The sequence below is a fragment of the Sphaerisporangium flaviroseum genome, assembly GCF_039537005.1.
Lineage (GTDB): Bacteria > Actinomycetota > Actinomycetes > Streptosporangiales > Streptosporangiaceae > Sphaerisporangium > Sphaerisporangium flaviroseum.
Genome location: NZ_BAAAZR010000008.1, coordinates 26,216 through 40,206, shown reverse-complemented (window position 1 = coordinate 40,206; position 13,991 = coordinate 26,216). Strand labels below are relative to the sequence as shown.

The window sequence follows — 13,991 nt, the reverse complement described above, 5'->3', positions numbered from 1 at the left end:
TTGTTCTGTACGGCCGTGCAGGACGTCCGTTTAAGAGCTTAGGCGCGAACATCCAGAAACGCTCGACCGCGCTGAGAAGTGAGACGATGACCACATTCGACCGTGGCAGTGACACCCGTAGCAGGATCCTCACCGCCGCACGGCAACTGTTCGCCGAGCGGGGCTACGCCGCCACCTCCCTGGCCGACATCGCCGCCCGCGTGGGCCTGACCAAGACCGCCGTGGCCTACCACTTCCATCCGAAGGACAAGCTGGCCGCGGAGTTGGTCGCACCGGCGGTCGACGACGTCATCGCGCTGCTCGACGGCGACTTCGGCACCGATCCCCGCCTCTTCATCGAACCGCTGACGGACTTCGTGGTACGCCACCGTGCCGTCATCCGGCTCCTCATGGAGGACATCGGCGGAGCGGACGACGCCCCTCCGGGATCCCCCGGGGAGACGATCCGAGCATTTCGCGACGAGATCTACGCCAAGCTCACCGGCCCCTCCCCCGGCGACGCCGCGCGCGTCCGCGCCTGGGCGGTCATGGGATCCCTGCAGTTCGCCGTCGTCAAGACCATGGACCTTCCGCAGGAGACGGTGCGCGAGTTGCTCCTGAGCGCCGCCCTCGCCATCCAGGACGCGGCCCTGACCGGCGACCAGGGACGGTGACGGGTGCCGACACCCCCCGCGACCCCACACCAGCCCGACCCCGCCACCCATCACCACCCCACCACGCCCGACCCCGCCACCCATCACCACCCCACCGCACCAGACCTCCCGAGATCGTCCGGGCCCGCCGCACCGGACCTCCCCACACCGTCCCGACCCACCGCACCGGACCTCCCCGGACCGTCCGGGCCCGTCGACGCGCCCGGCCCCTCGGACCGGCCCGGCGTCCTGCGCCGGTGTGAGTCCGCGCTGCTCCGCCCGCCCGTGACCCTGCTGATCCACGGCGAGGCGGGCATCGGCAAGACCCACCTGCTGGCCGAGACCGAGGCACTCGCCAGGTCCATGGGCTACCGCGTGCTGCACGGCCAGGCACGCGACTTCGGCAGCGGCCTGGCCTACGCCTCGCTCGCCGACGCGCTGGGCCCGCTCCACGCCGACCCGGCCGCGCGGGAGCCGCTCAAGGAACTGCTGGACGCGATCGACCAGGCCGCGCTCGGCCTCACCGGCGCCGCCCCGGCCGTGCGCACGGCCAACCTCCTGGAAGGGCTGCCCGGCCGCACCTTCCTGGCCATCGACGACCTGCACCTCGCCGACGCCGACACGCTCGGCGTGCTGTCGTACCTCCCCCGCCGGGTGCGAGGTCTCGCGGTCGTGGGCACCGCCAGGCGCCTGCCCCCGATGGACGCCGACCTGGTGGTCCGGCTCAGCCCGCTGTCGTTCGAGGAGGTCACCGCGCTGGTGACCGGCCTACTCGGCCGCACCCCCAGCGAGCAGATCCTGCGGCGCGTCCACGAGGAGAGCCGGGGCAACCCGTGGTTCGTCCGCGAGGCGGTGCTCACGCTCGTGCAGGGCGGTGCGGTCCAGTCGGCCTATCCCGGCCCGCGCAGAGGCGCCATCCTCAGCCGCCTGTTCCAGCGCGACCAGGGCGGCCGCAACCTCGCCAGAGTGCTCGCCGCGCTGCGCCGCACCCGCCCGGCGGGCATGGCCGACCTGGACGCGCTGGCGGAGGTCGCCGGTCTCGACGGGGCCGACGCGGAGCGCGCGTTCGACGGGCTGGTCAGGGACGGCCTGGTCATGCCGACCGATCAGGGCTCCTACGAGTTCGCCCATCCGCTGGTCGCCGAGGCGCTGTACGCCGATCTCGGCCCCGCCGAGCGGCGCCGGGTCCACGCCCGCATCGCCGAGCTGCTGCACCGCCAGGGCCTCAGCGGGACGCGCCGGGTCCTGGAGTGGGCCGCTCACGTCGCCGAAGGCGGCACGAGCGCCGAGGCGCTGCCCGCCATGCTCCGCGCCGCCGAGCTGACCCGCTGGACCGCGCCCCTGTCGGCCGGTCACTGGTACGGCAGGGCCGCCGAGCTCGCCCCCGCCGAGGAGCGCGGCGTGCTGCTGGCCAGGCAGGCGCTGTCGTACTGGAAGGGCTCTCGACCGGCGGACGCGCTGCGCGCGGGCCGGGCGGCCCTCGCCCTGCTTCCCCAGGGACGCCGGCACACCCGCACCGCCCACACGATGGTCAACGCCGCGCACTCCATGGGGCAGTACGAGGTCGCGGTGTCGCTGGCCGCCGAACAGCTTCCCTTCTGCGACGACCCGACCGCCCTGCTCGCCCAGCAGGCGGTGGTGAGCACCCAGCTCGGCCTCGACTCCACCGAACTGGCCGGCAGGGCCTGGCAGGCGCTCCCGGGATGCCCCCAGGAGGACCTGGTGATCGCCCTCAGCGCGCTCGCCGGCGACGCGATCATCAAGGGCAGGTGGGAGGAGACCGAACGCGCGCTGGACATCCTGCTCTCGGCCTCCGCGGCACTTCCGCCCGCGGGCAGGCTGGCCTCCCTGGAGTCGGCGGCGCACATCCTGGCGAGCGGAGGGGTACGCACCCGCACGCTCGGCCTGCTCTCCCAGGCCGAGCAGATCTACCGTGGGCTCGGCTGGAACAACATCGCGGGACAGCACGTGCGCACCATGGCGGTGGTGCGCCGGCTCGGCGGCGAGTGGGAGCACGCGCTGCGGGACATCCGGTCCGACGCCTTGGCCCTCAGCGACGCCGGGCTGTGGGAGAACGTCGCGCTGCTGCGGAACATCGAGCTGGACATCCTGCTCGACCAGGGGCGGTACGACGAGGCGGAACCGCTGCTCGCCGACCCGCCGCCCAACTGCGTGCTCCAGCTCTCCCTGCGCGCCATGTTCAAGGCCAGGCGCGCGCTGGGGCTCGGAGACCGGGCGACGGCCTCGCGGCTGCTCGATGAGGCCCTCGCGAGCGGCCCGCCGGACGTCGTCCATCGCGTGCTCGGCTTCCGCGTCATGATGTACGAGTCGGCGGGAGACGTGGAGGCGGCCCAGGCGGCGGCCATCACCCTGGCCGAGGCGGCACGGAGCGGCACGCCGCGGGCCCGCATGATTTCCGAGCTGGCGTCGGCGGTCGTCTTCAAGGACGTGGCCAGAGCCGAGGCCGCACTGGAGAGCGCCAGGGCCGATGGGCTGAAGTTCGAAGAGGGCCGGGCACGCCTGGTCCTCGGCGTCCTGGGGGACGGCGCCCAGCTCGTGCGGGCGCACGGCATCTTCACCGACCTCGGCGCCGCGCCGTGGGCCCAGCGTACGGGCCGCCGCCTGAAGCAGGCCGGGCTCGCCCCCACCCGGGCCGCCGCCCTGACACCGGTCGAGCGGCGCGTGATCGAGCTGGTCGCGGGCGGCCTGTCGAACCCGCAGATCGCCGACGAGCTGCACTACAGCCGCAAGACGGTGGAGGTCTACCTGTCCCGCGTGTACGCCAAAACCGGCCTACGCTCCCGCGTGGAACTGGCCCTCGCCTACGAACGCGGCGAGGTGTGACCCACCGGCTATCGCGCTATACGTTCCGGTAAATATCCCGGCCGAATCCTGTATGGGAGGAGCAGACGCCCGGCAGTCGTAAGGCGGTAAAGATCCAAGATGTAGGGATATCCCTACTGCTGTTCGCGGTGGCGGCTGGGGCACGCTGGTCGCATGACATCACCGATCCTTGACCACGCGGACGCCGTCTGGGGCGGGTCGGTGACCCCGCAGGAGGTGCCGCTGCGGGACCTGCGCTCGAGGGGGGTGCAGGAGGTGGCCGAACGCGTGGTCATGTGGCCCGGGTTCGGGAACGTCTACGGCATTCGGGGCGATGGCGGCCTGGCTCTGTTCGACACCGGCAACAACGTGGACGCGGGGACGATGCACGCGGCCATGAGAGCCTGGTCGGACGAGCCGGTCCGCTACGCCATCTTCTCCCACGGCCACTTCGACCACGTCGCGGGGATGGACCCCTTCGACGCCGAGGACGCCCCGCGCCCGAGCGTCATCGCGCACGAGGACGTGGCGGCGCGGTTCATCCGGTACGCCAGGACCGCCGGCTACAACACCGTGATCAACCAGCGCCAGTTCGGCTTCACGCGGATGACCTGGCCGACCGCCTACCGGCAGCCCGACCTCACCTACCGGGACGAGCTCCGCGTCTCGCTCGGCGACGTGACCTTCGAGATGCACCACGCCCGTGGGGAGACCGACGACGCCACGTGGGCGTTCCTGCCCGAGCGCGGCGTGCTGCTGACCGGTGACCTGTTCATCTGGGTCACCCCGAATGCCGGTAACCCGCAGAAGGTCCAGCGGTACCCCGACGAATGGGCGACCGCGCTGCGGAAGATGGCGGCCCAGGACGCGGAGGTGCTGCTCCCCGGCCATGGCCTGCCCATCGTCGGCCCGGCCAGGGTACGGCAGGCGCTGACCGACACCGCGGACTACCTCGACTGCCTGGTCGAGCAGACGCTGGAGATGATGAACGCGGGCGCCCGCCTCGACGAGATCATCCACAGCGTGAAACCGCCGGCGGGACTGGCCGGCCGTCCCTACCTTCAGCCGCACTACGACGAGCCGGAGTTCGTCGTGCGCAACATCTGGCGCCTCTACGGCGGCTGGCACGACGGCAACCCGGCCCACCTCAAACCGGCGCCCGACGAGGTGCTCGCCACCGCGCTGGCCGACCTGGCCGGAGGCGCCCCGGCCCTGGCCGCCCGTGCCGCCACGGCGGCGGCGGAAGGGGACCTGCGCCTGGCCTGCCAGCTCGCCGAGCTGGCCATGCAGGCGGACCCGCTCGACCACAAGGTGCACGAGATCAGGGCGCGCGTCTACACGCTGCGGGTGCGGCAGGAGACCTCGACCATGTCCCGCGGGGTGTACACCTGGGCCGCCGCCGAGTCGCGAAGCGTGACCACCTCAAAGGACCTGCTCGACGTCTACCACGAGATAGCGGGCGGCCACACGTGGTGGGTCCCCCCGGCTCAGAGAAGCGCGGAGTAGCCGTCGAGCACCGGCAGGACGGTGGCGGCCGACGCGCTCGGGACGCTGCACACGACCTCTTCGATGCCCAGCTCGGCGTAGTAGTCGAGCTTCCCCTTGCTCGGCACGGTGCCGAACGGTACGACCCTCACCGTCGCCGGGTCGCGGCCGGCCTTGTCGTAGGCCTCGCGGAGGGCGGGCAGCGCGTCCTTCACGCCCTTGCCGCCGATCGGCATCCAGCCGTCGGCGTACTCCGCGACATGCGCGAACATCTTGGGGCCCGCCGCACCGCCGATGAGGACCGGCGGCCCGCCGACCGGCTTGGGCCAGGACCAGGACGGCTCGAAGCTCACGTGCCGTCCCTCGAAGCCGGCGACCTCCCGGCTCCACAGCTCCTTCATGGCCAGCACGTGCTCGCGGACGACGTCACGACGCGAGCCGTACGACACGCCGTGGTCCTCCATCTCCTCGACGTTCCAGCCGAACCCGACGCCGAGCACGAAGCGCCCGCCGGACAGGTGGTCGAGGGTGGCGACGGCCTTGGCCGTCACGATGGGGTCGCGCTGGGCCGCCAGCAGGATGCCCGTCCCGACGGTGAGGCGCTCGGTGACGGCCGCCGCGTAGGCGAGCGCGACCAGCGGATCGAGGGTCCGCTTGTACTCCTCGGGCAGCACGTCCTGTCCCGCGGCGGGCGGGGTTCTGCGTGAGACCGGGATGTGGGTGTGCTCCGGCACGTACAACGAGGTGAAGCCCCGTTCCTCGGCGGCGCGTGCCAGGTCGCTGACCGGCATCGCCTGGTCGGTGGTGAACATCGTGACGCCTAGCCGCATGACGCCGTCCTCTCCGTGACCTGTCGCGCGTGGCTAAACAAGCGATTGCTCGGTTAGCATTCCTAGGGTAGCTTGCCTGGCGGGTAGTCCTCATAGGAGGGGCGGTCATGGCATTCGCCGATGTCGACGGCGTGCGACTGTTCTACACGGATGACGGTGGCTCCGATTCGGTGCTGCTCCTCGTCCACGGCTGGGGATCGGACTCTCACGAATGGACGCACCATATCCCGGCGCTCCGCGAACGGCACCGTGTGATAGCCGTCGATCTCCGAGGCCATGGATACTCCACCTCCCGCGACACGGGCAACACCCCGCGCCGCATGGCCGCCGACCTGGCCGAACTGCTCGCCGGGCTGGGCACAGGCCCCGTGGTGGCCGTCGGCCACTCCATGGGCGGTCAGGTGGTCTCCCACCTCGCGGTCGAGCACCCCGATTCGGTGCGCGCGCTGGTGACGGTCGACCCCGGGTACGGCTTCACAGGCGCCGTCGCGTCGGCCTTCCCCGGCATGGTCGAGGCGCTGCGTGGCGGGGACACCTCCGCCGTCGCTGTGGACATCGACCAGTGGTCGTACACGCCGGCCACCCCCGCCTGGCTGCGCGAGTCGCACCGGCGGCGCACGCTGGCCACCCCGCCGCACGTGCTGGTGGAGGCGTTCGAGGCGATGTTCGCGGTGCCGGGCGCCATCGGGGTGCGGCCCAACTCCGACGGTTACCTGGCACGCCGGCCGTGCCCGGTGCTGACTTTCTGGTTCGACCCCGACCAGGCCGCCTGGGAGTCGGGGTTGTTCAAGGACCCCCGCTCGCGGGCGGTGGTGTGGGAGGGCAGCGGCCACCGGCTACACGAGGAACGTCCGGCGGAGTTCCTCCTCGTCGTCAACAAATGGCTGAAGGCGCTCGCCGGCGCTCGTGCATGAGGAGAAGTTTGCCGTGAAATTTTCCATAATGCTCAACCCGCAGATCCCGGGCTCCGGGTACAGCCAGGAGGAGAACGCCCGGGCCAGACGACCCATCGGCCGCGACACCGAGTCGTACCAGAAGCTGCTGGACGAAGTGCGCGAGATCGCCGTGCACGCCGACCAGATCGGCTTCGACGCCCTCATGATGACCGAGCACCACTTCCACTCGGAGGGTTTCGAGTTCTCGGTGAATCCGCTGATGGTCCTCACCGACCTCGCGGCGCGCACCGAGCGCATCCTGCTGGCGCCCCTCGGGCTCGTGCTGCCCGCCTGGGACCCCATCCGGGCGGCGGAGGACGTGGCCCTGCTCGACCAGTTCTGCAAGGGACGGCTCCGGCTCGGCGTGGCGCGCGGCTACCAGAACCGGTGGATGAACGTCCTCGGCCAGCGCTGGCGCGCGTCGGCGGCCCGGTCGGACGGATCGGCGTCCGACAACCGCAACTTCGACGTGTTCGGCGAGATCCTGCACATCATGAAGCTGGCCTGGACCCAGGAGACCCTCCGCTACAAGAGCGAGATGCTCGACTACGAGGTTCCCTCCCCGTACGACGGCATCGAGGGCTGGCCCGCCCTGGAATGGACCAAGACGTTCGGCGCCCCGGGCGAGGTGTCCGAGGACGGCAAGATCCAGGCCGTCTCGGTGAGCCCCAGGCCCTACCAGGACCCCTACCCCGAGCTGTGGCAGCCGTTCACCATCAGCGACCGCTCGGTGGTGCGGGCGGCACAGGAGAACATCCTGCCGTGGATGTTCACCCCGAACCCCGACGAGCACGCCGCCAAGGCGAAGCTCTACCAGGAGGAGTCGGCCAAGTGCGGCCGTGACTACAAGCTCGGCGAGCACACCGGCATCCTGAAGATCGTCGGCATGGCGGACACCCGTGAGGAGGCCATCGCCACCTACGGCCCCATGTCCAAGGACTTCGCGGCCTTCTTCGGCCCCTTCGGCTACCTGGAGGTCCTGCGCAAGCAGGAGGACGACAAGCACAAGCCCATCTCCCCGGAGAAGGGCGACTACAAGCGCATGAACGAGGTCGAGCTCGCCCTGCTCGGGACGCCCGACGACGTCAAGCGCGGCATCCAGCGCATGCTCGACCGCATGCCCGACCTGGAGTGGTTCGGGCTGTTCATGCAGGGCCAGCAGGGAGTGCTGCCGCTCGACACGGTCAAGCGCAACCTGGAGATGTTCGCCACCAAGGTCATCCCCGAGTTCGCCGACTGAGGACGGGCAGGCATGCGCTTCTGGCTGGGTGCGTCGTTCACCGACACCGACCAGTTCATCGAGCTGGCCAAGGCGTCCGAGCGGTGCGGCATCGACACCCTCACACTGTCCGACCACATCTTCTACGCCGACTACGAGTCGCCCTACCCCTACTCCCGGACCGGTGCGCCGCGCTGGAACGCCGCGACACACTGGCCGGACGTGTGGGTCACCATCGGAGCCATGGCCGCCGTCACCGAGCGGCTGCGGTTCGCCCCCAACGTCTACATCGCCCCCGCCCGCGACCTGTTCACCGTCGCCAAGCAGGTCTCCACGGCGGCCGTGCTGTCCCGCGACCGTGTCGCCTTCGGCGTGGGCGTCGGCTGGTGCAAGGACGAGTTCCTGCAGACCGGGCAGGACTTCCACACCCGGGGCAGGCGGCTGGACGAGATGATCCCGGTCCTGCGGGAGCTGTGGGCCGGCGGCACGGTCGAGCACCACGGCACCCACTTCGACTTCGGCCCGCTGTCGATCGCCCCGACCCCGGCGCGTCCTGTGCCGTTCTTCGTCGGCGGTGACAGCGAGGCCGCGCTGCGGCGCGCGGCGCGGCTCGGGGACGGCTGGATCGGCAACCGCGTCTACTCCGAGGAGCAACTGGACGGGGTGCTCGCCACGTTGCGCGCCTACCTGAAGGAGTACGGCAGGCCAGAGGACGACCTGGAGGTGATCGCCGCCCTCGCCGTCATGCCGGACGCGGCGGCCTACCGCAGGATCGCCGAGAAGGGCGTCACCGGCACCATGACCGCTCCGTGGTGGCTCGCCACCCCCGAGGAGAAGGCCAAGTTCGGCGAGGGAAGCCTCGACCTCAAGATCGCGACCATGGAGCGCTTCGCGGAGGAGGTCATCGCGCGGATGTAGCCCTGCGGACCAGGCGCCCGAGGAGGTTCTCCAGCTCGGCCGCGGGATCGGCGGCCAGCCCCGCGTGGACGGGGCCGGTCTGCACGATCGTGCTGCGCGGCGCGGTCAGCCACCGGAACCGGCTGCCCAGCGACTCCTCGCGCAGCGGTCCCGAGTCCTCCGAGCACGCGCGCTCGACGGCGGCGAGCGCCTGCCTGATGCCCGCGACGTCGGCGCCGTCGTCGAGCGCGCGCAGCCGGTCCTCGTCGAGCTCGGTGCGGGCGCACAGGTAGTCGCACGGCTGCGAGTAGACGATCACTCCGGCGTTGATCAGCTCACCCCTGACCACGCACGGCACGATCCGGATCACCGCGTACTCGTAGATGTGCAGGTCGCTCATCGCGCCACCGCCGGCAGCCAGGCGCGCGGGCCGTGGGCGCGGGCGAGCAGGTGGTCGACGTAGGCGCGGCGTACGGCCTCCGCGTCGGGGAACCCGGGCTCGCCGTCGAGCCACTCACCAGGGACGAGGTCGACGACCGTGCGGATCAGCTCCTCGGTGATGCGCCCGGTAAGCTCGGCGTCCGCCTCCTCGATGCGCGTCGCGAACGGCGCCAGTACGTGATCCCCGGCGTCGAAGGCGCGCTGCGGGTCGGCGGTGCGCCAGTTGTGGTGGAACCACAGAGCGGCGCCGTGGTCGATCAGCCAGGTGTCGCCGTGCCAGACGAGCAGGTTGGGGTTGCGCCAGCTTCTGTCGACGTTGTGGATGAGCGCGTCGAACCACAGCACCCGGGAGGCGAACCCGGCGTCGGGGGTCCACGCGAGGGGGTCGAAGCCCAGCGCGCCGGGGAGGAAGTCCACCCCAAGGTTGTGGCCCTCGCTGGCGTTGAGAAGATCCTGGATCTCCTGGTCGGGCTCCCTGGCCCCGATCTGCGGGTCGAGGTCGACGATCCGCAGGTCAGGGGTGCGCAGCTCGAGCCTGCGGGCCAGCTCGGCACAGATGATCTCGGCGACGAGCACGCGCCGACCCTGCCCCGCACCACGAAATTTCACGACATAGGTACCAAGGTCATCTGCTTCGACGACGCCCGGCAGGGACCCGCCCTCCCGGAGCGGGGTCACGTATCGCGTCGCGGTCACCTGTTCGAGCACTCGCCAAGGGTACCGACGCCGGCCAGCCGCCCGGATCCGGCCCGTCCACCGCGACGGACCAGGTCAGAACAGCACGGACATGAACGTGTCGACTTCCTTGAAGCCCACCTTGCGATAGGCCGCCCGCGCGGGAACGTTGAAGTCGTTGACGTACAGGCTGACCACCGGCGCGAAGTGCCGCAGGGTCAGGTCGACGACGGCCGCCATGCCCGTCACCGCATGTCCCCGGCCACGCCGTTCGGGATGCACCCACACACCCTGGATCTGGCAGACCTGCGGCGTCACCGCCCCGACCTCCGCCTTGAAGACGACCTGGCCGTCCTCGATGCGGGCGTACGAGCGGCCGATGCGGATCAGTTCCGCGACGCGGGACCGGTAGAGGGCGCCGCCGTCCCCGAGATCGGGTGAGATGCCGACCTCCTCGGTGAACATCGCCACGCATGCGGGGAGCAGCGTGGCGAACTCATCGGGCCGGACCTGCCTGACCAACGGGTCCGGCGGCACCGGCGACGGCGAGGAGGTGGCCATGACGGGCTGGGCCCAGCGGATGGCCCGCGCCGGGCCCCAGTAGGGCTCAAGCCGGTCCCACAGCTTCTCGACGGCGTCGGCGGGGCCGACGATCGACGAGCAGCGCCGGCCCTGCTTGCGAGCACGGTCGGCGAAGGCCTGGACGGCCTCAGGGCCGGCGTTGACCGGGACCAGGTTGGCTCCGGCGTAGCACAGTGAGGTCAGCCCGCCGCGCGGGCCGAATCCCCACATCTGTCCGCCGAGCCGAGCCGGGCTGAGCCCGACGGACCGGACCCGGGAGGCGACGAAGACGTTGGCGACGGGGTCCGCGTCGAGGATCGAAAGCACCTCTTCGCGGTCCTGATCGTCGAGCACGCGCGACGCCGATGTTCGCAGCATCACGCGCTTAGCCTACGCGACCGCCCTGATTTTGGAACGAACCGACCCTACTGGCCGAGAATGGCCTTCGACAGCCGCAAGTGACCGGGGCTCGCCGGGGCAGGGGCCACCGGCCGCGGCTCCGGCCCCGTCGGGCACGTGGCGTCGGCCTGCCGTCCGGTGTGCCGCTCCGAGCCACCCGGGACGCTACCGTCCCGCAGGTAGGCGGCGAGGTGCCGGTCGACGCAGATGTTGCCGCCCAGGGACACTCCGTGGTTGCCTCCGGTCTCGACGAGCAGCCTCGAGCTGGGGAACCGTCCGCGCACCCGCAGCGCCCCGGCGTACGGCGTGGCGGCGTCCAGCTTCGACTGCACGAGCAGGATCGGGGGCAGGTGGGCGACGTCACCGACGTGGATCGGCGTCGTCCCCTTCTCCGGCCAGAAGGCGCAGGGCGCGTTGTACCAGGCGTTGGGCCACGCCATGAACGGCGCCTTGGCGTTCACCTTGGTCGTGTCGGCCCACCAGCGTGCCCAGTCGCGCGGCCACTCCGCGTCCCGGCACTGGACGGCCAGGTAGACCGCGTAGTTGTTCTCGGCCGCCGCGTCATGGTCGACGTGCACGCGGTAGGCCGACACCAGGCCCTCGGCCTGTCCCTTCCTGGCGTAGGCGGAGAAGGCGCCGGCGAACCGGGGCCACACGAGGTTGGTGTACCCGCCGACGGTGAAGATGTCGTCCAGCTCGCTCGGCCCGATGAGGCCGCCGGCCGGCCGGGCGCCCAGGCGCTCGCGCATGGAGTACCACGCCGAGGAGACCTCGCTCTGGGTCCGGCCCAGGTGGTACACGTCGTTGTGCCGTGCGACCCAGGCCAGGAAGTCACGGTGCCGCCGGTCGAAGGCGTAGTCCTGGGCGATGTTCGCGTCGTACCACACCCCTTCCGGGTCGACCACGCTGTCCAGCACCAGCCGCTTCACCCGGTCGGGGAACAGCGTCGCGTAGACGGCGCCGAGGTAGGTGCCGTACGAGTAGCCGAGGTAGCTGATCTTCTGCTCACCGAGCGCCTGACGGATCTTGTCCATGTCACGGGCGGAGTTCTCGGTGGTGAGGTGGGGCAGCAGCCACGACCAGCGGCTGCCGCACGCGTCGGCGTAGTGCTTGGCCCGCGCGAGCAACGCCTGCTCGGCCGCGTCGTTCTTCGGCACCTGGTCGAGGCGCGGAGCGGCGAAGTGCTTCTTGGGGTCGGCGCAGCTCAGTGCGGGCTCGCTCAGCCCCACACCGCGCGGATCGAACCCGATCACGTCATACCGCGCCGCGACGTCCTTGGGCAGCGCGACGGCGACGTACCGCGCGAGGTTCACACCCGAGGCCCCGGGACCTCCGGGGTTGACCAGCAGCACGCCGAGACCGTTACGGCCGTGGGACGCCGAGCCCTTGATCCGGTTGAGGGCCAGCGAGATGGTCTGCCCTTCCGGCCGGGTGTGGTCGACCGGGACCTTCACGGTCGCGCACTCCACCGCGACCGCCGTCTTCTGCCCGGGGCACGGGGCCCAGGCCACCTCGTCGCGCGGAGCGGCTACCTCTCCCCTCGCCCCTCCTGTCAATGCGGTGACCAGCACCGTAACGCTTGTTCCAACCAGGAAAACCCGCTTCACCCGTCACTCCCTCTGCTCCTGTGGCAGAGGTGATGCTTCCGGATGGGACCCCGCGGTCACCGTCGACCCAGCCCAAAGTTTACCAATGTGTAGTCATTCGATTGCAGCCAGTAGCCTTCTACGGTTCGTCACAGAGGTCAGGGTGAAGTGCGTTTCAGAGGGAGTTCACCCACCCGGTGCCTCATTCGGGAAGGCGCTGGATGGCCACCATGGCGGCATCGTCGCCCAGACACCCGCCGACGTAGGCGAGCAGATCGTCCCTTACATGCTCGACCAGCGTCTCGGGCCCGTCCCTCCGCCACATCGTGATCCGCTCGGTCAGCGGGTAGAACGCGCCCGACGGGCCGCGGGCCTCGATGACGCCATCGGTGTAGAGCAGCAGGGTGTCGCCGGCTTTGAAGTCGAAGGTCTCGACGTGGTAGGCCGGGTCGGCGAGCGCGCCCAGGCCCAGCGGGGGCACGGGATCGTCGACCTGCAGGGCCATGACCTCGCGATCACGGATGAGCAGCGGCGGCGGGTGCCCGCAGTTGATCATGTCGATCACCGGCCGGTCATCGGGGATGTCCAGCACCGCGGCGGTGATGAAGTTCTCGCCGGCCTCCCGGCACCCCTGCGCCTGCTCCTCCAGGTCCGCGCTCACGCTCTCGTCCAGGTGCAGCACGACGTCCGGCAGTTCCGCGTGGCGGCGCGCCGCCTCCCGGAAGGCGCCCAGGAGCAGGGCCGCGTCGGACACCGAGGGAAGACCCTTTCCGCGCACGTCGCCGATGACGATGCGGGCCCCGCAGGGCGTACGGGCCGCCGCGTACAGGTCGCCGCCGATCTGGGCCTCCTGCTCGGCGGCGAGGTACATGGAGGCGAGCCGTACCCCCGCGAGCTGCGGGGGCAGGGGCCTCAGCAGGGCACGCTGCGCGGCCTCCGCGACCGAACGCACCCGGGTGAGCTCCATGCGGTGCCGATCGCGTATGTAGGTGAACAGCACCAGCAGCGCCGAGACCACGATCAAGGCCGCGAGCTGCGTCTGCATGGTGCGGGTGCCCAGCGAGTCGCTCCGCAGGTCGAGGAGTATCAGGTCCACGACGGCGATGCCGCCCACCATCCCGGTGAGCCGGGGCCCCCCGAACGAGGCCGTGATCGCGGGGGCCATGACCAGCAGCGGGCTCAGCTGGACCTCCGGCGGCGACCAGAGCTCGGCGATGGTGATCAAGACCATCAGCGCGAGCGGAAGCCCCACGAGCGCGTGGCCCGAACGCCACGGCCGCCGCTGATCAGAGCGGACCCGCTGTAGTGGCACCCTTCCTGCATACACCCGCACATCCCCGCCCAGGAAGACCACCACCGCCCCGACCTGCCACAACACCATCGTGACAGGCACGAGGGCGACGGTCATCCCCGGGAAAAAGCGACGGTCATCCGGGCGGGAGAGTCACCTTCATCCGCGCCTGGAGTGACCATCTTCCCGGCGGGAGAGCGACGGCCATCCCCTGCGG

At 70.9% G+C, this 13,991-nt stretch carries 12 protein-coding genes; 6 read left to right on the top strand and 6 right to left on the bottom strand.

All coding sequences use genetic code 11. The annotated features are described in order from the left end of the window. The first annotated feature begins 86 nt into the window (after nucleotides 1-86). The 3 genes from ABD810_RS16575 (at nucleotide 87) to ABD810_RS16565 (ending at nucleotide 4,961) form a co-directional block, all read left to right on the top strand. Nucleotides 87-653 carry a TetR/AcrR family transcriptional regulator gene (locus ABD810_RS16575; RefSeq protein ID WP_344940128.1) on the top strand — a complete coding sequence of 189 codons (567 nt, stop codon included), beginning with the start codon at nucleotides 87-89 and terminating at the stop codon, nucleotides 651-653. 3 nt (nucleotides 654-656) lie between these two features. Then, nucleotides 657-3,476, top strand: a complete 2,820-nt coding sequence (locus ABD810_RS16570) for a LuxR C-terminal-related transcriptional regulator (protein ID WP_344940125.1) — start codon at nucleotides 657-659, stop codon at nucleotides 3,474-3,476. A 153-nt stretch (nucleotides 3,477-3,629) separates the two neighbouring features. After that, a complete protein-coding gene (locus ABD810_RS16565) occupies nucleotides 3,630-4,961 on the top strand; it encodes an alkyl sulfatase dimerization domain-containing protein (protein WP_344940122.1) in 1,332 nt (443 codons plus the stop codon). Here the strand turns inward: ABD810_RS16565 and ABD810_RS16560 are convergent. After that, nucleotides 4,943-5,770: an LLM class F420-dependent oxidoreductase gene (locus tag ABD810_RS16560; protein ID WP_344940119.1), complete on the bottom strand. Its 828-nt coding sequence runs from the start codon at nucleotides 5,768-5,770 to the stop codon at nucleotides 4,943-4,945. The two genes, ABD810_RS16565 and ABD810_RS16560, sit on opposite strands and share 19 nt — an antisense overlap. Nucleotides 5,771-5,877: 107 nt before the next feature. Here ABD810_RS16560 and ABD810_RS16555 point away from each other — a divergent pair, with 107 nt between their 5' ends. The 3 genes from ABD810_RS16555 to ABD810_RS16545 are packed head-to-tail and all read left to right on the top strand — an operon-like array spanning nucleotide 5,878 to nucleotide 8,842. Continuing rightward, a complete protein-coding gene (locus tag ABD810_RS16555; RefSeq protein ID WP_344940116.1) occupies nucleotides 5,878-6,684 on the top strand; it encodes an alpha/beta fold hydrolase in 807 nt (268 codons plus the stop codon). A 13-nt stretch (nucleotides 6,685-6,697) separates the two neighbouring features. After that, a complete protein-coding gene (locus tag ABD810_RS16550) occupies nucleotides 6,698-7,945 on the top strand; it encodes an LLM class flavin-dependent oxidoreductase (protein ID WP_344940113.1) in 1,248 nt (415 codons plus the stop codon). Nucleotides 7,946-7,957: 12 nt separating this feature from the next. Then, the gene (locus ABD810_RS16545; protein ID WP_344940110.1) at nucleotides 7,958-8,842 is read left to right on the top strand and encodes a TIGR03619 family F420-dependent LLM class oxidoreductase; all 885 of its coding nucleotides are present in this window, start codon (nucleotides 7,958-7,960) and stop codon (nucleotides 8,840-8,842) included. Here the strand turns inward: ABD810_RS16545 and ABD810_RS16540 are convergent. The 5 genes from ABD810_RS16540 to ABD810_RS16520 form a co-directional block, all read right to left on the bottom strand. Beyond that, nucleotides 8,826-9,221, bottom strand: coding sequence for a DUF3037 domain-containing protein (locus ABD810_RS16540; protein WP_344940107.1), 396 nt, complete (start codon nucleotides 9,219-9,221; stop codon nucleotides 8,826-8,828). The genes ABD810_RS16545 and ABD810_RS16540 overlap by 17 nt on opposite strands. Continuing rightward, on the bottom strand, nucleotides 9,218-9,970 hold the full coding sequence (locus tag ABD810_RS16535) for a HipA family kinase (RefSeq protein ID WP_344940104.1): 753 nt from the start codon (nucleotides 9,968-9,970) through the stop codon (nucleotides 9,218-9,220). The genes ABD810_RS16540 and ABD810_RS16535 overlap by 4 nt, the downstream gene beginning before the upstream one ends. Before the next feature lie 63 nt (nucleotides 9,971-10,033). Continuing rightward, nucleotides 10,034-10,876 carry a GNAT family N-acetyltransferase gene (locus ABD810_RS16530; protein WP_344941953.1) on the bottom strand — a complete coding sequence of 281 codons (843 nt, stop codon included), beginning with the start codon at nucleotides 10,874-10,876 and terminating at the stop codon, nucleotides 10,034-10,036. Nucleotides 10,877-10,923: 47 nt separating this feature from the next. Further along, nucleotides 10,924-12,468 (bottom strand): alpha/beta hydrolase, encoded by a 1,545-nt coding sequence (locus ABD810_RS16525; RefSeq protein WP_344940101.1) that lies wholly within the window; start codon nucleotides 12,466-12,468, stop codon nucleotides 10,924-10,926. Nucleotides 12,469-12,685: 217 nt separating this feature from the next. Then, complete coding sequence (locus tag ABD810_RS16520; RefSeq protein WP_344940098.1) at nucleotides 12,686-13,876, bottom strand: PP2C family protein-serine/threonine phosphatase; 1,191 nt, start codon at nucleotides 13,874-13,876, stop codon at nucleotides 12,686-12,688. Between the last annotated feature and the right edge of the window lie 115 nt (nucleotides 13,877-13,991).

Bases quoted from the DNA above. Each gene is read 5' to 3' on its own strand.
- ABD810_RS16575 (WP_344940128.1), top strand. From the start codon at position 87: ATGACCACATTCGACCGTGGCAGTGACACCCGTAGCAGGATCCTCACC.
- ABD810_RS16565 (WP_344940122.1), top strand. From the start codon at position 3,630: ATGACATCACCGATCCTTGACCACGCGGACGCCGTCTGGGGCGGGTCG.
- ABD810_RS16560 (WP_344940119.1), bottom strand. From the start codon at position 5,770: ATGCGGCTAGGCGTCACGATGTTCACCACCGACCAGGCGATGCCGGTC.
- ABD810_RS16555 (WP_344940116.1), top strand. From the start codon at position 5,878: ATGGCATTCGCCGATGTCGACGGCGTGCGACTGTTCTACACGGATGAC.
- ABD810_RS16545 (WP_344940110.1), top strand. From the start codon at position 7,958: ATGCGCTTCTGGCTGGGTGCGTCGTTCACCGACACCGACCAGTTCATC.
- ABD810_RS16540 (WP_344940107.1), bottom strand. From the start codon at position 9,221: ATGAGCGACCTGCACATCTACGAGTACGCGGTGATCCGGATCGTGCCG.
- ABD810_RS16530 (WP_344941953.1), bottom strand. From the start codon at position 10,876: ATGCTGCGAACATCGGCGTCGCGCGTGCTCGACGATCAGGACCGCGAA.